This window comes from Marivirga sp., from assembly GCF_051117495.1.
Lineage (GTDB): Bacteria > Bacteroidota > Bacteroidia > Cytophagales > Cyclobacteriaceae > Marivirga.
In genome coordinates this window covers 30,564-53,426 of record NZ_JBNPEF010000006.1, presented here as the reverse complement: position 1 = coordinate 53,426, position 22,863 = coordinate 30,564, and the positions used below count along the sequence as shown (strand labels likewise).

The 22,863-nt window shown below is 35.6% G+C and carries 21 protein-coding genes and 1 pseudogene; 13 read left to right on the top strand and 9 right to left on the bottom strand.

The genetic code is table 11. From position 1 onward, the window contains the following. Window positions 1–116: 116 nt before the first annotated feature. Window positions 117–1,004, bottom strand: a pseudogene (locus ACFE0M_RS04825) (tyrosine-type recombinase/integrase). A gap of 341 nt (window positions 1,005–1,345) precedes the next feature. Between ACFE0M_RS04825 and ACFE0M_RS04820 the strand changes: the two are divergent. The 3 genes from ACFE0M_RS04820 to ACFE0M_RS04810 all read left to right on the top strand — a co-directional run bounded on the left by ACFE0M_RS04820 (window position 1,346) and on the right by ACFE0M_RS04810 (window position 4,718). After that, window positions 1,346–1,729 (top strand): hypothetical protein, encoded by a 384-nt coding sequence (locus ACFE0M_RS04820; protein ID WP_434544613.1) that lies wholly within the window; start codon window positions 1,346–1,348, stop codon window positions 1,727–1,729. Window positions 1,730–2,019: 290 nt separating this feature from the next. Then, window positions 2,020–3,765, top strand: coding sequence for an aspartate--tRNA ligase (gene aspS / locus ACFE0M_RS04815; RefSeq protein WP_434544612.1), 1,746 nt, complete (start codon window positions 2,020–2,022; stop codon window positions 3,763–3,765). A gap of 257 nt (window positions 3,766–4,022) precedes the next feature. Continuing rightward, window positions 4,023–4,718 carry a DUF6962 family protein gene (locus ACFE0M_RS04810; protein WP_434544611.1) on the top strand — a complete coding sequence of 232 codons (696 nt, stop codon included), beginning with the start codon at window positions 4,023–4,025 and terminating at the stop codon, window positions 4,716–4,718. On the opposite strand, the gene ACFE0M_RS04805 is transcribed toward ACFE0M_RS04810, so the two are convergent. The 4 genes from ACFE0M_RS04805 to ACFE0M_RS04790 form a co-directional block, all read right to left on the bottom strand. Further along, entirely contained in the window at window positions 4,666–5,409 is a 744-nt protein-coding gene (locus ACFE0M_RS04805; protein WP_434544610.1) for a ZIP family metal transporter, read from the bottom strand. The genes ACFE0M_RS04810 and ACFE0M_RS04805 overlap by 53 nt on opposite strands. After that, window positions 5,406–6,146, bottom strand: a complete 741-nt coding sequence (locus tag ACFE0M_RS04800; RefSeq protein WP_434544609.1) for a class I SAM-dependent DNA methyltransferase — start codon at window positions 6,144–6,146, stop codon at window positions 5,406–5,408. The genes ACFE0M_RS04805 and ACFE0M_RS04800 overlap by 4 nt, the downstream gene beginning before the upstream one ends. Beyond that, window positions 6,146–7,186, bottom strand: a complete 1,041-nt coding sequence (locus ACFE0M_RS04795; protein WP_434544608.1) for an FAD:protein FMN transferase — start codon at window positions 7,184–7,186, stop codon at window positions 6,146–6,148. The genes ACFE0M_RS04800 and ACFE0M_RS04795 overlap by 1 nt, the downstream gene beginning before the upstream one ends. Before the next feature lie 112 nt (window positions 7,187–7,298). After that, the gene (locus tag ACFE0M_RS04790) at window positions 7,299–7,484 is read right to left on the bottom strand and encodes a hypothetical protein (RefSeq protein ID WP_340153824.1); all 186 of its coding nucleotides are present in this window, start codon (window positions 7,482–7,484) and stop codon (window positions 7,299–7,301) included. Window positions 7,485–7,632: 148 nt separating this feature from the next. Between ACFE0M_RS04790 and ACFE0M_RS04785 the strand changes: the two genes are divergently transcribed. From ACFE0M_RS04785 to ACFE0M_RS04760, 6 genes are all read left to right on the top strand, one after another. Continuing rightward, entirely contained in the window at window positions 7,633–9,093 is a 1,461-nt protein-coding gene (locus tag ACFE0M_RS04785) for a BatD family protein (RefSeq protein WP_434544607.1), read from the top strand. 23 nt (window positions 9,094–9,116) lie between these two features. After that, complete coding sequence (gene aroC / locus ACFE0M_RS04780; protein ID WP_434544606.1) at window positions 9,117–10,193, top strand: chorismate synthase; 1,077 nt, start codon at window positions 9,117–9,119, stop codon at window positions 10,191–10,193. Beyond that, entirely contained in the window at window positions 10,193–11,644 is a 1,452-nt protein-coding gene (locus ACFE0M_RS04775) for a dicarboxylate/amino acid:cation symporter (RefSeq protein ID WP_434544605.1), read from the top strand. The genes aroC and ACFE0M_RS04775 overlap by 1 nt, the downstream gene beginning before the upstream one ends. A gap of 23 nt (window positions 11,645–11,667) precedes the next feature. After that, window positions 11,668–12,264: a NifU family protein gene (locus ACFE0M_RS04770; protein ID WP_434544604.1), complete on the top strand. Its 597-nt coding sequence runs from the start codon at window positions 11,668–11,670 to the stop codon at window positions 12,262–12,264. Between the two features lie 178 nt (window positions 12,265–12,442). After that, window positions 12,443–12,865 (top strand): VOC family protein, encoded by a 423-nt coding sequence (locus tag ACFE0M_RS04765; RefSeq protein ID WP_434544603.1) that lies wholly within the window; start codon window positions 12,443–12,445, stop codon window positions 12,863–12,865. A gap of 115 nt (window positions 12,866–12,980) precedes the next feature. Continuing rightward, window positions 12,981–13,643: an AlbA family DNA-binding domain-containing protein gene (locus ACFE0M_RS04760; RefSeq protein WP_434544602.1), complete on the top strand. Its 663-nt coding sequence runs from the start codon at window positions 12,981–12,983 to the stop codon at window positions 13,641–13,643. A gap of 12 nt (window positions 13,644–13,655) precedes the next feature. Here the strand turns inward: ACFE0M_RS04760 and ACFE0M_RS04755 are convergent, their stop codons facing one another. The 4 genes from ACFE0M_RS04755 to ACFE0M_RS04740 form a co-directional block, all read right to left on the bottom strand. Continuing rightward, entirely contained in the window at window positions 13,656–14,372 is a 717-nt protein-coding gene (locus tag ACFE0M_RS04755; RefSeq protein WP_434544601.1) for a toxin-antitoxin system YwqK family antitoxin, read from the bottom strand. Further along, on the bottom strand, window positions 14,336–15,013 hold the full coding sequence (locus ACFE0M_RS04750) for a hypothetical protein (RefSeq protein WP_434544600.1): 678 nt from the start codon (window positions 15,011–15,013) through the stop codon (window positions 14,336–14,338). Before ACFE0M_RS04750 ends, ACFE0M_RS04755 begins: the two co-directional genes overlap by 37 nt. Window positions 15,014–15,015: 2 nt before the next feature. Continuing rightward, window positions 15,016–15,702, bottom strand: a complete 687-nt coding sequence (locus tag ACFE0M_RS04745; protein WP_434544599.1) for a hypothetical protein — start codon at window positions 15,700–15,702, stop codon at window positions 15,016–15,018. Window positions 15,703–15,767: 65 nt separating this feature from the next. Further along, the gene (locus tag ACFE0M_RS04740) at window positions 15,768–17,051 is read right to left on the bottom strand and encodes a hypothetical protein (RefSeq protein ID WP_434544598.1); all 1,284 of its coding nucleotides are present in this window, start codon (window positions 17,049–17,051) and stop codon (window positions 15,768–15,770) included. A 534-nt stretch (window positions 17,052–17,585) separates the two neighbouring features. Between ACFE0M_RS04740 and ACFE0M_RS04735 the strand changes: the two genes are divergently transcribed. From ACFE0M_RS04735 to ACFE0M_RS04720, 4 genes are all read left to right on the top strand, one after another. Beyond that, window positions 17,586–19,736, top strand: coding sequence for a TonB-dependent receptor (locus ACFE0M_RS04735; RefSeq protein WP_434544597.1), 2,151 nt, complete (start codon window positions 17,586–17,588; stop codon window positions 19,734–19,736). Window positions 19,737–19,763: 27 nt separating this feature from the next. Then, window positions 19,764–20,417, top strand: a complete 654-nt coding sequence (locus ACFE0M_RS04730; RefSeq protein WP_434544596.1) for a hypothetical protein — start codon at window positions 19,764–19,766, stop codon at window positions 20,415–20,417. Between the two features lie 762 nt (window positions 20,418–21,179). Then, complete coding sequence (locus ACFE0M_RS04725) at window positions 21,180–22,112, top strand: sensor histidine kinase (RefSeq protein ID WP_434544595.1); 933 nt, start codon at window positions 21,180–21,182, stop codon at window positions 22,110–22,112. Beyond that, window positions 22,109–22,861 carry a LytR/AlgR family response regulator transcription factor gene (locus ACFE0M_RS04720; RefSeq protein WP_434544594.1) on the top strand — a complete coding sequence of 251 codons (753 nt, stop codon included), beginning with the start codon at window positions 22,109–22,111 and terminating at the stop codon, window positions 22,859–22,861. Before ACFE0M_RS04725 ends, ACFE0M_RS04720 begins: the two co-directional genes overlap by 4 nt. Window positions 22,862–22,863 lie beyond the last annotated feature (2 nt).

Below are 22,863 nucleotides of genomic sequence, written 5' to 3'. Positions count from 1 at the left end.
TTGTTTGTTTACCATTACAATTTAATCATACCTCATTTTACCGTTTCCAGTAAGAAACGGTTTAGTTCAACAATTCTATAAAGTAACAAAGGTTACTTTATATGCATTGTACTTTTTTAGCAATCTAACGGATTTTGAATTGATTTAAAAATATTATTGGCCACATGAGTGTATATTTCTGTCGTTCGTGAGGAATTATGCCCCAATAGTACTTGTATATAGCGTAAATCCGTTCCAGACTCTAACAAATGTGTTGCGAATGAGTGTCTTAAGGTATGTGGCTTTACTTTAGTCTTAACTCCAGCCATTTTGCCGGCCTTTGCTACAATCTTACCAATGCTGGTGCCGCTGTATGGGATGCCATCACGTCCTTCAAATTAGTATTTTTTGGGTTTATAGGTTTGATAATAAAGCCGTAGCTTTGCTAGTATGCTATTACTTAATAAAGTGATTCGATCTTTTTTTCCTTTTCCATTTTTTATATTTATCAGCATCCTTTTACTGTCAATATCCTCTATTTTTAAATTAATTAATTCACTTCTGCGAAGACCAGCCGAATACAATAAGCTAATGATGCATTGGTGTTTCAGGTTAGTTGTTCTTACTATCATGGACTTTACTTGCCCTTTACTGATCACATTAGGCAACTTTTCTGCTACAGGCGGTCGATCAATGCTGTAAAATCGGTTGGGCATTTTTAAAACTATTTCATAGTAAAATTTTATGGCATTTAGGCTTTGGTTTCCGTAAGAATCTGATTTCCCTTTTTGAACAAGCTTCTGAAGATACTGTTTTATTTCTTCTTCCGTAATTTCTACCAACTTTTTACTTTTATAGAAATTAATAAAGTGTTCAAAATGAGAGATATAACTCTTTACCGTATTGGGGGAATAGCGTTTTCGCTCTAATTCATCAAAATATTCTTTAGGGCATGTTCTGTAATCCGCGTTCAAAGTTCGCTTTCTATAGGCTTTTAAGATTAGGGATGGATCAGAACTGCCCATCCAGCCCCTTTTACTAAAGTAACGCATGTCTAAATAGGCAATACCCCGAAATTTTTTAAGAAGTTCAGTATAATGCTCAGGTGTATTAGGAATACAAACCATTGAAAATTTCTTGCTCCACTTCACGTCAGAAAGCGTTTTTATTAGTTCCTGTAATAGCTTGTCTGGATAAAACTTTAATCCAATCATTCTTTGATTGTTAATTACAAGGTGTTTGAGGGTAATGACTTTAGTCAAATGCTCCATAACGCTATTTTTAATTGTCAAAAACCAAATTCGTTCTTATAAAGTCAAAAAAAACAGTATATTTATATGTATAATATGCGTATAAATATACTGTTATGAAAATTACTTCAAATTGTAAATATTGCAATGAACCTTTGAGTGGGCGTGTCGATAAGATGTTTTGTAGTCCATATTGCAAAAGTGCCTATCAGTATCAGCAGAAAAAGGATAAACCTAAATCTCTATTTGAAAAGGTGGATAAACAGTTGAAGCTAAATAGAAAAATCTTAAAGCAATACAATAAAGAAGGAGTTACCACAGTAAGAGAAAAATTATTGTTAGAAGAAGGCTTTAATCCTAAATATTTTACCAACTATTGGAAAAATCAAAAAGGGGATGTCTATCTGTTTTGTTATGAATATGGATTTTTGAGAAAATTTGATAAAAGAAAAAAACTTCACCGTTTTGTTTTAGTACAGTGGCAAGCTTTTATGAATTAAAAAAGTGATATAAAATTATTTGTTTTTAAGTAAATCCGAATTATTGTAAATGGAAAATTCACCTTGTTAAAATGGCAAGACCACATGGAGAAATAATGACTCCCTCTTCAATAGAAAGTCCTGATGCTTAAACATTATGTGTTTTATTCATCGACTATCTACCAAGCTATGAAAGTTAGGACGAAACTCTCACAAAGATTTTCGATCATTCCAAAATTCAATCCTTAAAACTACCTCATCAATTATTTGAATTGCTTACCTTTGCCCAAAATTTGAATTAAGATTTTATCATGCATAGGACACATCACTGCGGAGAATTAAGAATAGAAAATAAAGGAGCGAAAGTAGTATTAAGCGGCTGGGTACAGCGGGTACGTAATAAAGGAGGTTTGCTTTGGATAGATTTACGTGACCGCTATGGAATCACGCAACTTTTATGCGAAGAAGGGAAAACCAATGAAGATATTTTGAAAACAGCCCGGAAAGTAGGCCGTGAATTCGTATTGCAAGCCAAGGGAGAGGTAGTGGAGCGTTTCTCCAAAAATGATAAAATGGCCACCGGTGATATTGAAATTTTTGTGGAGGAATTGAATATCCTGAACGCGGCTAAAACACCTCCTTTCACCATAGAAGATGATACTGATGGGGGTGAAGAATTAAGAATGCAATACCGCTACCTTGATTTGAGAAGACCTGCCGTAAAGGAGAAACTAAAACTCCGTCACCAATTGATGCAAGCCACTCGCAGATTTATGGACGGTGCAGGTTTTTTGGAAGTAGAAACGCCTGTTTTGATTAAATCTACTCCAGAAGGGGCTCGTGATTTTGTAGTGCCATCCAGAGTCCACGAAGGGGAGTTTTATGCCTTGCCGCAATCGCCTCAAACTTTCAAGCAATTATTGATGGTGTCAGGCTTTGATAAATATTTCCAGATAGTGAAATGTTTCCGTGATGAAGATTTACGTGCCGACCGCCAACCTGAATTCACTCAAATTGACTGCGAAATGTCATTTGTGGAGCAAGAGGATATATTAAATACTTTTGAGGAAATGGTGAAATACCTTTTCAAAGAAGTGAAAGGAGTGGAAATTGAGGATTTTGAAAGAATGACTTATGATCAGGCTATGAAACTGTACGGCTCCGATAAGCCTGATATTAGATTTGGGATGCCTTTCGTGGAACTAAATCAATATGCGCAAGGTAAAGGATTTAATGTATTTGATCAGGCTGAGTTGGTAGTGGGAATTAATGTTCCTGGAGCAGCCGAATATACCCGCAAACAATTGGATGCTTTGACGGAATATGTAAAGCGTCCTCAGATTGGCGCCAAAGGATTAGTTTATGTAAAATGCAATGAGGATGGTAGCTTCAAGTCATCTGTTGATAAGTTTTATAGCCAAGAGGATTTAAAAGAATGGGCGGAAGCGGCTGAGGCCAAAGCAGGCGATTTACTATTGGTGTTGAGTGGAGATATTGATCATACTCGAAGGGCCATGAATGAACTGCGTTTAAAAATGGGGGCTGAATTAGGCTTGAGAGATAAGAATGTGTTTAAACCACTTTGGGTTTTAGATTTTCCTTTATTGGAATGGGATGAAGAAACAAAAAGGTTCCATGCCATGCACCATCCGTTTACCAGCCCTAAGCCAGAAGATATGGAGTTAATAGAATCCGATCCGGGTAGAATAAGAGCGAATGCCTATGATATGGTCATTAATGGGGTTGAAATAGGTGGAGGAAGTATTAGGATTCATGACAAATCATTGCAGCAGAAAATGTTCAAGGCATTAGGTTTTACGGAAGAAGAAGCGCAAAAGCAATTTGGATTCTTAATGGAAGCCTTTGAATACGGAGCGCCACCACACGGAGGAATAGCATTCGGTTTTGATAGATTGTGTGCGATGTTTGGAGGATCTGATTCCATCAGAGATTACATTGCATTCCCGAAAAATAATGCAGGTAGGGACGTGATGATCGATTCGCCAGCTACCATTTCTCCTGAACAATTAAAAGAATTACACTTAAGTATAAAATAAAATTAATATATTGTTCATCAGTTTAGTTTTGACTAAATAAGTTATTGATAAAATATCTTCAGAGCGTCATTTCGGAATTTTTCTTTTTATTTTTTAAATAAAGAAAAATATCCGAAATCTCTTAAGGCAGTAAACAGGAGATAGGAAGGTCCTCCTTGATTTTCCATTAATGCCCTTCTCGCTTTAAGGGAATTTACCTTTTAATCGAACATATTTAAATAATTTATTGATTTTTAGGTTTTTGAATTGTATTTAAATTGATTGAACATACTTATATAGAGTTTTTGGGATTGGAATTAGCCGATCCCCTAACCTTCATCTCAGATATTTTGATGGCTGTTTTTTGTGCCTTTTTTGGACACAGGCTTTTCCATGATTTGAAATCAAAATATGCAAAGTTATCCGCTTATTTCTTCTTGTTTTTAGGAGTTTCCGCCTTTCTTGGGGGCACTTCTCATCTTTTGGACTTATATCTAGGTAAAACACCGCATTTAATTGCCTGGACTTTGCAGGGTGTTTCTATCCTATTTTTTCAACTGGCAAGTTTAAGATTATTGTCATCTGCTAAAGTTAAATTCTTTTTAAGGGCTTTAATATTTTCATTTTTTGGGATATTTATTGCTCAAATCTTTTCAGTTCAACATTTTGATGTGGTAAAGGTCAATTCAATAGTAGGATTAATTGGATTTGTATCATGCATTCACATTTATAAATATTTTGAATCGGGAGATAAAACTTATGTAAGAATCCCATTGACCATCATATTATTTGCCGGACCTGCCCTTATTCATAGTTTTGGTCTTAATTTCAATAAATGGATTGATCAAAATGTCATCAGTCATCTATTGTTACTACCGTGCTATTATTTACTTTACAATGCAGTGAAACAAGTAGCCATGCTTAAAAAGAAAACTCAGCGAGTACCGCAACAAGTGCCCCTAAAAGAGAAATAAATAATTTCTTGAAATTAAAGCTATGATCAGGACTGCTTTCAAAAAAGATAGTAGTGGAGATATGCAGGAAATTCCCAGATACTAAGGCAAAAAGAATCAAGAATACTTTATCGGAGAAAATTTCAGCATCATGTAAAATATGGCTTAATCCCAATCCGGCAGGACTAGCTAAACTGAATATCACCAGAATCAAGACTGTTTTCCATTTTGTATGCAAATGGCAAATCATTACTGACATGAGTGCAAATGAAGCCGGCATTTTATGCATCAAAATCCCAAAAAATACAGAATTGGTATTGTCGTGAGAATGGATAGTATCGGGATGAGCTAAAAGCGTACCTTCCAAAAAGGCATGAATGGATAGTGCGATTAATAATCCGAGCCATTTGTTTTGGCCATGTTGATGATTTTCATGAACATTATGCAAATGTCCGTGCTCTACTCCCTCTGAAAAATATTCCAAGATGACTTGTATGAAAAAGCCAGCCAATACATATAGGCTGATATAAGCTACACTTTCTCCTTGTGAGAAAATTTCGGGTAAAATATGGATCACGGTCACCGAAAAAAGATAGGCACCGGCAAAAACCAAGGCGAATTTAAAAAAATGATTATTGACCTTGGGTAAAAAAAAGACCAAATAACCTGCACCAAAGGTGAGTAAAAACAATATTATGGAACTGCTGATCATAATTTCTTTACAATAAATATCATACGTTCGGAACTTTCAGGTATATAATCATTCAGTTCATAATCACCGAAGATTTGCACTAGCATAAAGTTAGCATTACGGAAATATTCCAGAAATGTCAATCTTCTGATGGCTTTCACCCTTTCTTCAAAATGATGGTCTTTCCCATTTGAATGGAAGTCTATTTCTTTGATGATGCTTTCCCCATCAAAACGTCTTTTCAAGTGAAATTCAATGCCGTCTATAGTCTTAACTTCTTCCTTCACCAAATTATGGATCACTCTATAGGGATTTAGAAAATCCAAGGTAAACACCCCGCCTGATTTGAGTGAATCAGAAATAGCACTAATACATTTTTGGTTTTCATCATCACTTTTGAAAAAGCCAAAACTGGTAAAAAGATTAAATGCATAATCAAAATGATTTTCATTTAAAGGATTTCGCATGTCCTGAACGTGAAAATGGAGTTCATCATTTTCATGCTTCTTTGCCATTTCAATATTTCTTTTGGAAATATCTATTCCTTCTACCTTATAACCTTGCTTATTTAAAAATATGGAATGTCTCCCGCTTCCACAGGCTACGTCCAGAAGCTTGGCATCTTTTGGGATTTCTAAATATTTCAGCAAATTAGATAAAAAGAACTGCGCTTCCTTTTCATCCCTGTTTTTGTAGAGGATATGATAAAAAGGGGAGCCAAACCATTCATTGAACCATTCTTTTTTAGCTTCAGACATTATTCCAGCATGATGTTTTTACTTAGATTTTCAGTATTGAACTTTTGCAATTCACCATTTTCATCTTCATAAATGAAAAATGCTTTAAGATGATTTTCAGAATTGAGCATTTCTTTAGCCTTTTCTAATCCTGTTACCATAAATGCTGTGGACCAAGCATCGGCTTCCATGCATGTTGGAGCCACAACAGTAGCACTTATAATATCCCTTTGAACAGGATATCCTGTTTTGGGATTGATACTATGCCCGTATTTTTTCCCCTCGTGCATAAAAAACTTTCTGTAGTTTCCCGATGTTGAGATGGCCTCATTATCCAAATTGATAATGGCTACCCTTTTGGGCTGTTGCCCAGCTTCTTGTTTAGGATCATCTATACCAATGGCCCACAAATCACCATTTTCATTATTGCCTTTCACTCTTAGCTCACCGCCTAATTCCACCATCATATTTTCAATTCCTTGAGATTGCAAAAAATCATAAACTACATCAATGGAATATCCCTGAGCAATGGCATTAAAATCAAGAGAAACTTTTTCTTTTGCTTTTTTAACTTGCCGCTTATCGAACTTTATATATTCAAAGCCAACATATTTTTTTATTTCTTCTATTCGACTGCTATCAGGAAAGTCAACTTTTTCAGGACCAAAGCCCCAAGCTTCAATTAAAGGATAAACCGTAGGGTCAAAGGCGCCTTCGGAAGCATTATATATTTCTTTTGATTTTTCTAAAACAGGATAAAAATAGGGTGATTGAAATTGAAAGCTATCCGAATTATTAAATCTTACTATTTCAGAACTTTTAATATAGGTAGATAAGCTTAAATCAAATTTCCTTAGAATTGAATCTACTTGGTTTTTAAAATTCCTGTTTTCCGTATCTGAATAGGTGATGTTATAGGTAGTACCTTGGGCTTCTCCAGAAATAAATATGTAGGGTAGTTTTTCGGTTTTCGGTTTTTGGCTGTCTCGGTAAAACCAAACGATGGCCACTATGGCCACTAAAATCAAGGAATAGATAGCGTTTTTCGTCCTATTGTTCATATTATTAAATTTGAGGCGAAATTACATTAAATGCAAGTGAATTGCGAATATGAGGTGGGATTTTTAAAATTGTTGGTAATAAAAAAGCCACCTTGTGGGGTGGCTTCAAATATTAAATAGTTTGGAAATGTTTGTTTAACACATCACGGTACTTACTACTAAAATTCCTGTAGCACCATTCCTTCAACAAATTCAGCTCATGTTCAACCAACAGAGCAATAGCTTTTCTCAACTCCTTTTCAAATAAACGTCTGTCGAAACTTACTTTTGAAAGAATTGATTTTGCATAATCTAACATAGCTATTATGGTTTGGGTTGTAGTTATTACTTTAAAGAACTTAATTTTTATGGTATCTTGAAAGTAGTAAAAATTTATTAAAATCGAAAATTAAACACTAATTTTAACGTTCGGTTTCTTGAAGTATTTGAATCTAAATACGAATAAAATGATAAGAAGGTTAGTGAAATTTTTAATTATATTTTCTGTATTTTTCTTTAACGTCATTGGGCTAAAAGCACAGGATATTTCCATAGAACTAGGTCCAGATAAAATTGCCTTGAATCAAGCTTTTACTATTACGGTGAAAGTAGAAGGGGAGACTTTGAAATCTTATGATAAATTCCCCGATATCAATGGTTTGGTGAAAAGAGGGACATCCAGTAGTTCTTCTACTAACATTTTTAATGGTCAAGTAACCAGGAGCCAAAGTATAACCCAATCTTATATTCCTGAAAAGGAAGGTGTCATAAACATCCCAGCTTTTAGTATAAATGTTAATGGAAAGGTGATCAGCTCATCAGGAAAGAAAGTTGAAGTTGGCCCTGCCAAACAACAAAATCAAAATAGAAGATATGACCCTTTTGGAAGCGATCCATTTGAGGATTTCTTTGGCCGAAGAAATGAGCCAGAGGAATTTGTGGACCTAAAAGAGGATGCATTTTTTGCTTTAACAACTGATAAAGATGAAATATATGTTGGGGAAGGAGTGAATACTACTTTGGCATTTTATGTTTCTAACGAAAATAGGGCGCCATTGCAGTTTCATGATTTAACCAATCAACTCACCAAAATTTTAAAAGAAATAAGACCTAACAACGTCTGGGAAGAAAATTTTAACATTGAGAATATTGCAGGAGAACCAGTTAATTTAGGAGGAAAAAGATATACTGTTTATAAAATTTATCAAGCCACCTTCTTTCCTTTGGGAGATGAGGATATTGAATTCCCTAAAGTAGGCTTGGAAATGATAAAATATCAAGTGGCCAAAAGCAGAAGCTTTTTTGGACAAAATAGAAAGGAGAGTTTTAAAACATTTTATTCTAAGCCGAAAACTGTAAAAGTAAATCCTTTGCCCGATCATCCATTAAAGGATCAGGTTTCCGTTGGAGATTATAAATTATCTGAAGACATTAATTCCACTGAGCTGAATACTGGCGAAAGTTTTCAATATGAATTTGATATTAGGGGAAGCGGGAATATTTCAGGCATAGCTGAGCCACAGGTAAAAAACAAAAAGGAGCTTGAAATATATTCTCCTAACGTAAGCGAGAATATTACCCGAAGTGGTGTGTCAGTCAGGGGATCAAAAGCTTTCCGATATTATATGATTCCAAAAGAGCCTGGTGAATATGATTTGTCAGATTATTTCCAATTCATATTTTTTAATACACGAACCGAAAAATATGATACCTTAAAACCAAATTATCAAATTAAAATTAAGGGCGAAAGCATGGCCAATGTAAATATTGAACAAGCTTCATCCGATGGTTTGTTTTATGATCGGATTGTTGATGCATCAAATGAATTACAATCTCATCAAACCACTGAAATCTGGAAATGGGTGTTTAACATATTTCTTGTAGTGGCTTTTTCGGTTTCATTGTTCATCTTACTGAAAAAATCCTAAATTGCGCATCAATTTTTGTATAAATGAGCAATAGTTTCGGAAAAATCTTCAAAATCACGACTTACGGTGAATCTCACGGTGTTGGAATAGGGGTCATCATTGACGGCTGTCCTGCCGGAGTAAAAATTGATGAAGCATTTTTACAATCAGAAATGCAACGCAGAAAGCCTGGCCAATCCAAAATCACCACTCAACGAAAAGAAGAAGATGAAGTGGAGATTCTATCAGGAGTATTTGAGGGTCTCACTACAGGAACTCCAATCGCTTTGGGTATCCGAAATACTAATCAAAAAAGCAAAGACTACTCTCATATAAAAGATAGCTATAGACCTTCTCATGCTGATTTTACTTATCAGGAAAAATATGGAGTGCGAGATTATAGAGGAGGAGGAAGAAGTTCAGCTCGAGAAACCGCTGCCAGAGTGGCGGCCGGAGCCATTGCCAAAATGTATTTAGAACAATTTGGAATTAGTGTTCAGGCTTATGTTTCTCAAGTAGGTAGTTTAAAGCTTGATATGCCTTATCAAGAAATGGATTTAAGTAAAGCAGAGGAAAATATTGTTCGCTGTCCGGATCCTGAAATGGCTGAAAAAATGATTCAGCATATTGATGAGACTAGAAAAAACAGAGATACAATAGGAGGAATTGTGAGCTGTGTGGTAAAAGGCACTCCCATTGGTTTGGGAGAACCCGTATTTGATAAATTGCATGCAATTTTGGGTCAGGCAATGCTAAGCATCAATGCGGTGAAAGGTTTTGAATACGGAAGTGGTTTTGAGGGGGTGAAAATGTACGGTTCAGAACATAATGACCCTTTTGAGACGGAAGAAGGAAAAGTAAAAACAACCACTAACAATTCAGGTGGCATACAAGGTGGCATTTCCAATGGGCAAGATATTTATTTCAATGTTGCTTTTAAACCCATTGCCACTATCATGAATGACCAAGAAAGTATTGATAAAGATGGAAACAAAGTAACAGTAAAAGGAAAGGGAAGGCATGATCCATGTGTGGTACCAAGAGCGGTACCTATTGTGGAGGCAATGGCTGCCTTAACTATTGCTGATTTTTTATTAAGGGCTAAAACGAATAAGATTTGATGAAAAAATTACCATTACACATAAAAATCATAATTGGTCTTGCACTGGGAATCATCTGGGCATTTATTTCAAGTTATTTAGGTTGGAATCAATTCACCATAGACTGGATAGATCCTTTTGGCACTATTTTCATTAGAGTGTTGAAAGCCATTGCAGTTCCGTTAGTCTTGCTATCAATCATAAGCGGGGTGTCGAGTTTAACTGATATCAATAAATTAGGGAAACTAGGCTTAAAGACTATTCTTTTTTATATAGGTTCAACTGTTTTGGCGGTAGGCATTGGGCTTACCCTAGTTAATTTGGTAAAGCCCGGAAAGTTTGTAAATGAGGATCAAAGAGTTAAAAACAGAATTAAATATGAGCTATGGGTAAGCGAAAACCCTGATGTGCCTCAACCAAAAGATGGGCGCTCATTTTTAAAAGAGCAACAATATCAAGACCTGGTAAATTCAACCATGAATGAAGGCGCCATGGATTCACTTAGAAATGTAGCTGAAGCATCTAATGAAAAAGTGGATCAATTATCACAATCAGCGGAAGAAACCACCAATCAAGGGCCATTAAAGTTTTTTGTAGATATGGTTCCTGAAAATGTCTTCGGTGCTTTTAGTAGCAATGCCAATATGCTACAGGTGATTTTCTTTGCCTTATTCTTTGGGATTTGTCTGGCAATGTTGCCGAACGATAAGGTAGGTGGAGTTATTAGTTTTGTGAATGGCGCCAATGAAGTCATCCTTAAAATGGTGGATATCATTATGAAAGCGGCCCCGTTTTTTGTCTTTGCGCTATTGGCAGGTGTTATAGCAAAAATGGCGGATACCCCGGCTCAGGTGTTGCAGATTTTCAAAGGACTTGGAAGTTATTCAATCACATTATTGGTGGGCTTACTTTTCATGATTTTTGTTTTATATCCTTTAATAGTAGCCTTATTTATCAAGAAATTAACCTACAAGGAATTTTTAAAGCGAATAAGTCCAGCTCAATTCTTGGCATTTTCTACCTCCAGTAGTGCGGCTACTTTACCAGTAACCATGGAGTGTGTAGAAGAAAATATGGGTGCCTCTAAAAAAATCAGCAGTTTTGTACTGCCAATAGGGGCAACCGTCAATATGGACGGCACAAGCATGTATCAGGCCATTGCAGTGGTTTTCTTGGCGCAATTGCACATGGTCGATTTAACACTCGGTCAGCAATTGACCATAGTTTTAACCGCTACTTTAGCCTCCATTGGCTCAGCAGCCGTTCCAAGTGCGGGATTGGTAATGATGATCATTGTATTGAATTCAGTAGGTTTAAATCCTGCTTGGGTGGCCATCATATTCCCTGTGGATAGAATTTTGGATATGTTTAGAACGGTAGTGAACGTTACAGGCGATGCTACTGTTTCTACTTTAATTGCAAAGTCTGAAGGTGAACTAAATGTGCCCGATGACGTTCCTGCAAATAAATAATTTTAAAAATATAAAAAGAGAAGATGAGTACACAGACACAACAACCTGTTACCATTTATATGGAAGCTAATCCGAATCCGAATTCTTTGAAATTCGCCACCAACCAAATGTTGGTTCCTGAAGGAGATTCTTTTGATTTTCCATCTATAGAAGATACAGCACAGGCGCCTTTAGCAGAAATCCTTTTCAAAAAGGAATATGTGGATAGAGTGTTTTACATGAGCAATTTCGTTACGGTTACCAAAAAACCCGAATACGAATGGGTAGAAATTCAAAATGATGTAAAGGATACCATTAAAGAATTTTTGGAGTCCGGGAAGCGAGTGATTGAATTACGTGCTCAAGATTTATTTGAAGAAACCAATACCAGTGAAAATGCTGAGTTAGAGGAGCAAATAAAGAATATTTTGGAAGAATATATTAAACCTGCCGTGGAGCAAGATGGTGGTGCAATTTCTTTCCATTCTTATGAAAAAGAAGGTCAAAAAGTGAAATTATTACTGCAAGGTGCTTGTAGTGGATGCCCGTCTTCTACTATCACTTTAAAAGCAGGAATAGAAAATCTCTTGAAAAGAATGTTGCCTAACGATGTGAAGGAAGTAGAAGCGGAAGGCGTTTAAATTCTTTATTTCATCCAGATTTCATCAAAGACCTGTCAGGTTTATATTTGAGGTTTAAATGGTTGGTGTGTCACCAACCATGGATTCTACCCTCTACCCCGGTCGGTGGCACACCGACCGGAATCTAGGATATTAAGAGCTATTTATCGCTAAAAGGTATAAATTAAAATATCATTAAATGAAAAATATAAGACCATTTCATGTGGCTTTTCCCGTATCAGATTTAAAAGCGACACGCCAATTTTTTGAAGATGTATTGAATTGTAGGATTGGGCGTACTTCAGAAAGATGGATTGATTTTGATCTATACGGCCATCAAATTACGGCTCATTTAACAGATGAAACTATACAGGAACCTGCAGCCAATCCTGTGGATGGAAAATCCGTTCCGATTAAGCATTTTGGAGTGATATTGGAATGGCAACAATGGCATGATTTGGCCGATAGATTGAAAGAGGCTAAAACAGATTTTATAATCGAGCCTTATATTCGTTTTAAAGGAGAACCAGGCGAACAAGCCACCATGTTCTTTTTGGATCCAAGTGGTAATGCATTGGAATTCAAGTCTTTCAAAAGAGACGAGGATATCTTCGCATCCTAAATAGAGCCTATTAGGCAATTACATGAGAGGAGTTTGTGTCTATTTGATATTCAGTACTAAATAATAATGTTTACGAAATTAATTATTAGATTCCATATAATAATACTTTCTGGCAATGGAGCTAAAAGACCTATATCGATTAGTAAGAAGAGGGGAAGGAGATACGCTTGAATTCAAAAGAAAAGCTGCTCATCCCGAAAAAATAGTACGAGAATTCGTAGCTTTTGCTAATACAAAAGGTGGAAATGTATTAATCGGTGTTGATGATAATGGCAATATTCCTGGAGTGAAATATGCAGAGGAAGAAATCTATGTTTTGAACAAAGCATTAGCAAAACTTTGCAAGCCCAGGCTTAAGTACGAATACAATATTATTCCATTAGATGAAGATGAAAGTAGGGCAGTGGTTCATTATAAAGTCCCAGAAAGTAAGAAAAGACCGCATTATGCCTTGCCTGATGAAAATACAGATTGGGGAAAAGCTTACGTCCGTTTAGCGGATAAGAGCATCCAAGCCAGCAAGGAAGTTCGAAATGTGATCAAATTTTCTAAAAGAAAGTACGGTAAAATTCTCCAAATTCAAGAAAAAGAAAAAGTTTTACTAGAATATTTAGGGGAACATGAGTCTATTACTTTGAGCAAATTCCAAGAGATTTCGAAACTTAATCGTTACAAAGCCTCTTGGATTTTAGTTAATTTGGTGGTGTCTAATATTTTAAAGATTAATCCATCTGATAAGGAAGATACTTTTAGTATGGCGCCTATTATTAATTTATAGGTTTAGTGCTCACTAGTTTTTCGCATATATTTTTTTGCCTTTTTTATCTAATTTCATCCATTTTCCCGTTGGATCGCCTTTTCTATAAATTCCATAAGATATGGTGTCTCCTAATTCATTAAATTTCATCCAGATTCCGTGTTTCACATCATTTTTAAAGTTCATAAAGGCAGAAAGGTTTCCATTTTCAAAATATCTTTCCCATTTCCCTGATTTTTCACCACTTTTATAATTTGCTTTATGGTTTATTGAGCCTGATTCAAAGTACACAAACCATTTGTCAATCTTTTGTCCGTTTTTATAATGCCCTGATGTGTAGATGCTTCCATTTTCGAAATAAGTAACCCATAAACCAGATTTCAAACCATTCAGGAATTTGCCTGATGACTTAATTTTTCCATTATCATGAAATTCATGCCATGTTCCGACTTTTCTATCATTGCGAAATTTTCCTACGGTAGCTATATTTCCATTATCATGGTATTTTAGATAATTTCCATTCAGTTTACCTTTTTCGTATTTCCTAATTTCTATTATTACACTGTCTTTATTTCTAACATACTCCAATCCATTTTTCGACAAATTTTTGTATATAAAAAACTGCTCTTTCCAAGTATTAGAAGATTTAATAACATTGTAGTCATATGGCATTTCATTATCGTTCTTATTAAATTCACAAGAACTGAAAAGGATTAGAAAGAATATGAAAAAGTAGGTTGAATTATCCATCCGAAAAAATCTGTATTATAGCTTCCAAAACCATCGATCTTAAGTCCAATCATTGACCTTTTATTTTTTGAGAAGAAACCATATTCTAAGCCTATATTAAGACCTAATTCATGATTCACATTATTATGCACCAGAGGAAATCCAGGGATATAATTACCATCTTCATCAAGCTCTATTTCGTAATCTACAATAGAAGTGAACAAGCGGTAAAAATGTAAACCATAATCAAATCGAAATTGATGGCGACTACTTTTTTTTATTAAATCAATATAGGATCCCAACACTAAGCCAGTATATAGCTTATCGAACTCTTCCCCCTCAAAAAACATCAAATCATCACTGTAGTCTTCTCTGAAATCTCCTTTGTAAAACTTTAATTGAACAGGGAATTTTTCATCCATTAAAAATGACCATGAAAAGGATATAACCCTGCCCACTACTAGTGGATCCTCTTCCCAGTTGGTCGCTAAATGTTCGGGACGACTACTATTTTCATCATATTTTGGGAACAAGGTATTGTTATAGTCAAAACCCATCCCCATCCCAAAGGATATTTTGCTTTCTGAAATGAATTTTTGTGCTTTTACATTCAGTGCTGAGAAGCAGATCAATAGTATGAAAATTAATAAAAATCGTCTCATAATTAAAAGTTGATTGTTACAAAAGGTGATAGAATAATACTCTCAAGCCCATAACCACCATATAAGGTGTAGCCATTTAAATTTAAACCTACATGAAACGCCTCTTTTATTTGCTGAGAGTAGGAGGCGTTAAATGAAAAACCGATATCACCAAAAGTTCTAGAATTTGTTTGTAGCTGTGTCACGTATAGTTTACCATTTGGCCCTTCGCTTACCATATATGATACAGCTGAGTCTGAAAACATTCTTATAATGGGACCAAAACCAAAACTAAGATCTCCTTTTTTTAAATTGAATTTCCTAACGATCATAATATCGATAGGCATATACTTTTCTACATATTTTTTATCTCCGAAACCACCTAAAACATCTACATTTGACTTTTGATACTCCCGCTTAAAGGTAGTGAACCCTATCCTTCCTAATAAACTCCATTTATCATTGAAAGCAAAATTAATTCTTACCCTATTGTTCCAACCCACTAAGACTTTTTGAAGCTCGAATTCATCTGGAAAATAAGACGGTCGAGGATTATGTGGGCCATAAGATGGTCTTAAAACCTGAACTAAATCTAAGTGAAGACCAGATTCAAAGCCAAGTGAGAACTTAGAACTGTCAGTTGTTTTTTGGGAAAATAATGGTAGTATTGAAATTAAATTCAGTAGTACTAACACAATAAAATTTTTCATGTTTTTTATTTAAAAGAGGACGGGTGGCTATTTCCTGCACCCGTCTTCCTGTTTATTTAGAAGAATTATTCATATTCCATTGTTGGAGCAAGAGTAAACCGCAGACTGCCAGCAGTTCTCCAGGCATATCCGTTATGTAATCCATTTCCAAAATCACGTTCATTTATCACATCATTATAGAAATTTTCTCTTCCTAAATCTTCATTTAATAAGACTGGGTCTTTAGAAGGATATTCTTCTGAGTAAGTAGCTGTACTGACATTACCATTACGCAATAACCGCACCGTTCCATCTAAAGTAACACTTTTTCTTTCAGTATTATCAAATTCATAAATCCCCAAGCCCTGTGTATATTCTTCAGGAGACCAGGCATCATCCCAACTAGCGTTAACGTTAACTACATCATATTCATTTATTTGTTTTCGAGTGAGTGTCACTCCGACTTCTGCCATTTGGGATTTTGTACCTCCTGAATAATAAGGGTATGCACGAACAAATTGGAATTCTGAACCCTTTCCGTTTCGAGTAAAACTTATTAAAGCATCATACTGCTCATTACACTTAATTGCACCAACTTCAACCATCATTCTATATAAATCTTCATATTCATGAGGGTGTGTTGATCCACCACCTGTGGAACCTCCACCTGTAGAACCTCCACCGGTTGAGCCTCCGCCACCATATCCTCCTCCTGATTCGCCACCACCATCAATTGGTGCTATAATTAAAGTGGAGTTGTTTGCGGCATAATCATCATTAACATCAACTAACTGAGGTTCTTCATAGGGCAGGGTATTCCTACTGCTTGAGTTAGATAAATCAACTCTGTACCCTTCAACTTCATCTCCCTGGTTTTCCAAGGTAGCGGCTACTATGGTAATATTATCAGATTCAAACATTTCCTCGTAAATATAGGGCATGTAAATTTCAATATCACCATCTACAAGTGTTTGGATTAGTTCTTCCAACTCTTCATTGTTTTGCTGATTTGTCCTTTGTGCATTACTATTATTTCCATGATAGTAATGAGCAAACTTATCTTTAAAAGTAAGTAAAGAAGGACTTAACCTTTGAAAACTTTCAGTGGTCGGGTCGAACAAGGTTTTTAACATAATGCCTTCTTCCTTTAATCCGATCTCAAGCAAATCCTTTCTTAAGTCAGGCTCCTTTTGCAACATTTCAAGTAAGACTTCCTGTGCTTTCACATTAGCATCTCCGAGCTTAATTAGTTCTTCAGTCTGAACTTCATCCTCAGAGATGATTAAATTCTCATCCTCTAAATTTGGATTACAAGCATACATAGCAACTATGCACAATAGTGCAGTAATTTTTAAATTCAAATGTTTCATAATTAACTTGATAGTTTAAATGTTATAATTATTTAACACAATAGGGAGGTATAAAAACTGAAGGGAAATTTATTGTTTGCTTCCTCAAGTAAGGAGAATACAAATCAAAAGTTATCTCTTCGTAAGGTTAATTAAAGGATATTAGGTACCATTTATCCTTAAATTGGTTTCACATATTTTCATACATTAACCCTAGTTGATATTCAAAAGTATAAACAAATATTCTTCTTACAAAAAAAACTTACATTGTTTGTATATGAATTTATTTCATAAAATATCGAGCCTTCTTAAAAAATTATTTTTAAGTAACTGTAAAAGAGTGTTAAGTATGGTTATGAGCTATTTTATGATTTATTTTATTGTTAATATTTTGAAAAAAAATTACTTTAATAGAATTTGCTTGATTTAATAAAATTTTATCAAAAACACTTCATTCCCCAAATCCAACACTTCATCCATCCCAAATGACACTTGAGTCAGTATTAATTTAAAATAGGGGAGCAATACCGCAACTTTGAAAAAAACAAAAGCGGTATGCGACATTTAATCACACTTTTCTTATTCCTTTTTTCTTCTATCCTTTACGGACAGACCCTTATCACAGGAACCATAACCGATAAAAGCAGAGAGGCTTTACCGGGCGTTAGTATTTATATAGAAGGAACTTACGAAGGAACTTCCACTATTGCGGATGGTAGCTTTCAGTTTTCTACTAAAATTGAGGGTGAAAAAAACCTGGTTTTTCAATCAATTGGGTATAAAAAGGAAGCCTTAACAATCAACTTAGAAGGCATGCCTTTAAACTTTCAGTTAGCCTTAAAAGAAGCTATTGATCAAATGAAGGCTGTTACCATCACGGCCGGTGCCATGGAAGCTTCTGATGAAAGAAAAGCAGTGGTATTGAGACCCATTGATATAGTAACGACTCCATCTGCCATAGGTGATATCGTAGGGGCGTTTCAAACTTTGCCGGGCACCAGTACAGTGGGCAATGATGGCAGATTATTCGTAAGAGGTGGAGACGCTTCTGAAACGGCCATTTTTATAGATGGTTTGAAAGTAAGCAATGCCTTTGGTACAACTGCCAATAATGTTCCTAGTCGGACTCGGTTTAGTCCTAATATGTTTAAAGGTACTTTTTTCTCCACTGGCGGATATTCTGCAGAATATGGTCAGGCGTTGTCCTCCGCCTTAGTGTTAAATAGTATTGACATGCCGGTTAGAAGTCAGGCAGATATTAGTTTAATGTCTTTAGGTGGAGGTGTTTCGCAAACATTGGTGGGAAAAAGAAATAGCATAACCGCAAATGCTAATTTCTTTGATTTAGGGCCGTATCAACAATTAATTGAGCAGGATTTTGACTGGGAAAGGGCTCCTCATAGCTGGGATGTGTCACTATTGGGCAGACAGAAGTGGGGAAATAGCGGAATGCTAAAGGCATTTTTCCAGAAAGAATCTAGCGGTATGGAATTATGGCAGGCACAGCCTGGAAGTTCAGATAGAGGTCAATTAATCAAGATTAACAATGATTATAATGTCGGCCAAGTCTCTTTCAAACAAGCCGCTAAAAATGATTGGAGCTTTACGGGAGGGTTAGGATATACTCAAAATAATGATTTATTCAATATTGATGGCTTGGAAGTAGAGCAAAGTACTCAGCTTTTTCATGCTAAAGGAGTTGCCATAAAGGATTTTTCAGATGCTTTTTCTACTAAATTCGGTGTAGAAACTTATTGGAATCAATATGAGGAAACGCTATTGCAAGAAGATTTAAGCCGAAGCTTTGAAGATCCTCAAGCTAATTTATTTATAGAGTCAGACTATTATTTAAACAACGATTTGGTACTAAGAGCTGGATTAAGATCTGGCCATAGTCAACTAATCAATAAACAATGGCTTGACCCAAGAGCCTCTTTAAGTTATAAATTCAAACATGAAGGGCAACTATCTTTGGCTTATGGACAATTTAGCCAACTGCCGGAGAGTAAATTTAGGGTGCTCAACAATAATTTGGGTAATACGGAAGCAAGTCATTATATCCTTAATTATTTCATCGCTAAAAATAATAGAACATTTAGGGCAGAGGCTTTCCATAAAGAATATAACAATCTCCTTACCTATGATGGAAATAATTTGAATCCAGTTAACCTGCAGGTGAATGGTGATGGGTATGCAACTGGAATGGATTTTTTCTACAGAGATAGGGAGAGTGTCAAGAACACCGATTTTTGGATTACTTACAGTTTCGTAGATTCCAAAAGGCAGTTCAACCACTTTCAAACGGAAGTCCAGCCAAATTATGCGCCCAGGCATAACGGTTCGGTAGTTATAAAGCATATTGTAAGCGCTATAAATTCGCAAATAGGGGGCTCTTTTTCTTTCAATGATGGATATGTCTATACAAATCCTAATATGGTTGGAGAACAAAACTCGAAAACTAAAAGCTTTCAATCATTGAGTTTATCATGGAGCTATCTTCCAAAGCCCAACCTGATTATACATTTTGCTTGTAATAATGTGTTGGAAAGAGATAATAAATTTGGATATCAATACGCAAACCAAGCCAATGAAGAAGGTATTTTTGCCTCTTCGCCCATTATTCAAGGAGCTCCAAGGTTTTTATTTCTTGGCGTATTCTTAACACTTTCAACCGATAAAAACGCAAATCAATTAAACAACTTATAAAATACTTTACATCTAAATTTTAATATTATGAAAACTAAATTCACATTAATCGCACTTTTATTCTTTATTTCAACTGCAGTTTGGGCATTTGACCCAGCGTATAATGCCGCAATGGAAGGGCAACTCAAAGCCTTGAAAGAGGCGCAAACAGCTGCAGATTTTAAGGCGGTAGCCAATGGGTTCAATAGAATTTCACAAATGAACCCCGATAAATGGTTGCCGGATTATTATGCAGCATTGGCCTATACTAACGCTGGATTTGTACTTGAAGGGAACCAAGATGCTCAGGATAAGAATTTCAAGCTTGCGGAGAAAGTTATTGATGATTGCATCGCCAGAAACGGAGAGAATGCAGAATTAGTTGCCTTGAAAGGCTATGCTTTAATGGGTGAACTTGCAGTGGATCCTCAGACCCGAGGGCAGCAATTATCTGGATTAGTAATGCAAACATTTGGTAGGGCTTTAAAACTGGAACCTGAAAACCCAAGAGCCATGGCTATGATGGCGCAAATGCAATTGGGAATGGCTAAGTTTTTTAGGGAAGGACCAGAAAAAGCTTGTGGCATGGCAAAACAAAGTTTGCAATATTTTGAAAAAGAAGAAAATCAAGAACCTTCCTACCCATTTGCACCAAAATGGGGTAAGGAATCTGCCGAAGCAGTAATAAATTCTTGTAACTAAAAAGATTAAACATGCCAAATGCTTAAGGCAACTCTTGCTGACTTGTCTGCCGACAGGCAGGGTCGCCAAGATGCGAAGGCCTCGCAGAGAAATGATTTTAACATTGCGTTAAACTCTGTGTCCCTGTCTGTCAATAGGCAGGTTCGCGCCTAATGTAGTTAAGTTAAGGCATACTGCTTTTCTTTTTCCGCCAGCATTTGTGCCTGCTTGTTCCGGCAAGTCTTCACAAATGCATACAGGAATGCTTAGCAACATTCTGCAATCTAGTTATGGAGACACAAACTGGGGAAAGGGAAGACAGCATACGCTCAAGATGATGAGGAAAATAGTGAAATAAAATCTGTATTCTACCTAATTAAATCTGTGAGTCTATCCCCTTGAGGGGATTATGGGGTTTTACTTGAGGGGACTATAGGGGTGTTATGTGACTGTTAATTTAGCATAATTAGAGCCATTTATATAGTAAATGAAAAAGATAAAGAACATTCAAACAGTCAATAACTCTAATAAGAATGAATCTATTACTCTTTTAAAGTAATTGATTTCTGATACCAAAATATAAAATGCATTTAATTGAATTAATCAATTCTAGCAAAAGCATTAAAACAAAAATGTATATTTGAAATAATAATGACTAAGGCAAAAACAACAACATATTCCTCCGCCTTTGGCAACCTGAAGAGTTTCTTAAAATTGAATTTAGGAATATCAGTTGTTTTGGTTTTTATATTTTGTCCCAGCTGTTTTTTTAAGCTGGATCAAATGCAATATTTATTGCCAAGTTTTATTAATGCATTTCTCTTATCATCCTCATTATCATACGGTGGTTTTTTGATTGATAGCCTGTTTGAAAAAAGATTTAAATGGGTGGAAAAGCCGATTACGCGCCTAATTGGAACTTTAATCACTTATTCCATTTATTCTTTTATAGCAAGTTTTGTGGTAATTACTGGATATGTATGGGCAAGAAATTCACATTTGACTTTTGAGGAATTGAACCTTTTGCATTTTGCTGAAGAATCGTTGAGCCCTGTTTCGATCGCTGTTGTCATTAATGGAATATTTACCACAAGGTCATGGTTAATTGAGTGGAGGAAATCGGTGTTGGAAGCAGAACAGTTAAAAAGGACTGTGCTAGCAAGTCAAAATCAATCTTTGAGAGATCAATTAAACCCACACTTTTTATTCAATTCTTTAAATACGCTCAATAGCTTGGTTTTCGAAAGTCCGCAAAGATCTTCAAAATTTATTCAGCAACTTTCCAAAATCTATAGGTATGTATTGGAAGTGCAAAGTGAGGAACTGGTGCCCTTGGAAAAAGAACTAGGCTTTGCAAAAAATTATTTAGGGCTCCAGCAGATTAGGTTTGAAGAGAAATTAAAGTTTAAAATTTCAGTTCAAGACACAGCTTCTTATTATTTACCTCCATTATCCCTGCAGTTATTGTTGGAAAATGCCATTAAGCATACTACAGCTAGTGCAGCTCATCCACTTTATGTGGAAATTAATCAGGAAGAAGATAATCTGTATGTCCTTAACAATTGGCGACCCAAAAAAGGGGATGCGAACAATACAGGAATTGGTCTCGAAAATATTAAAAAAAGATATCAGCTATTGGGTAAAAACCAACCTGAAGTGGAGCAAAATGGAGATTTTTTTATAGTTAAATTACCATTAATAAAACTGGAGTCATGAACATATTGGTAATAGAGGATGAAAGACCGGCCGCTAGAAGGATTATTAATTTGATAAAGGAATTACTTCCCTCCGCAAAGATATTTGGACATCTCGACAGTATCGAAGATTCCATTAAATGGCTACATTCAAATCCTGCACCAGATTTAATATTAAGTGATATTGAGTTGGCAGATGGAAAAAGTTTTGAGATTTTCAAGCAAGTTGACATTGTGAGTCCAATTATTTTCACTACTGCTTATGATCAGTATGCCATTAAAGCATTTAAGCTCAATTCTATTGATTACCTGCTGAAACCCATCGATCCGGATGAATTGGCATTGGCCATTGAAAAATATGAAAATCAAAACAAACCGGCCACTATCAATATTCAAATGCTGCAATCCATGATGCAAAGTCAGCAAAAGCAATATAAGGAGCGCTTTATGGTGAAAGTAGGGGAGAAAATCCATAGCGTGCCCACTAAAGATATCTCATTTTTTTACAGTGCAGAAAAGGCAACTTTTATCCAAACAAAGGAAAAGCGGAAGTATTTAATAGATTATACTTTAGATCATTTGGAGTCCGAAATTGATCCCAAAATTTTCTTTAGGCTCAATAGGAAATATATTGCCAGTCTGGATGCAATAGATGATATAATTACCTATTCCAATAGCAGATTAAAAATTAATTTAAAGGACTGTGGTGATCAAGATATATTAGTGAGCAGGGAAAAGGTCACTACATTTAAGCTTTGGTTAGATGGCTAGTG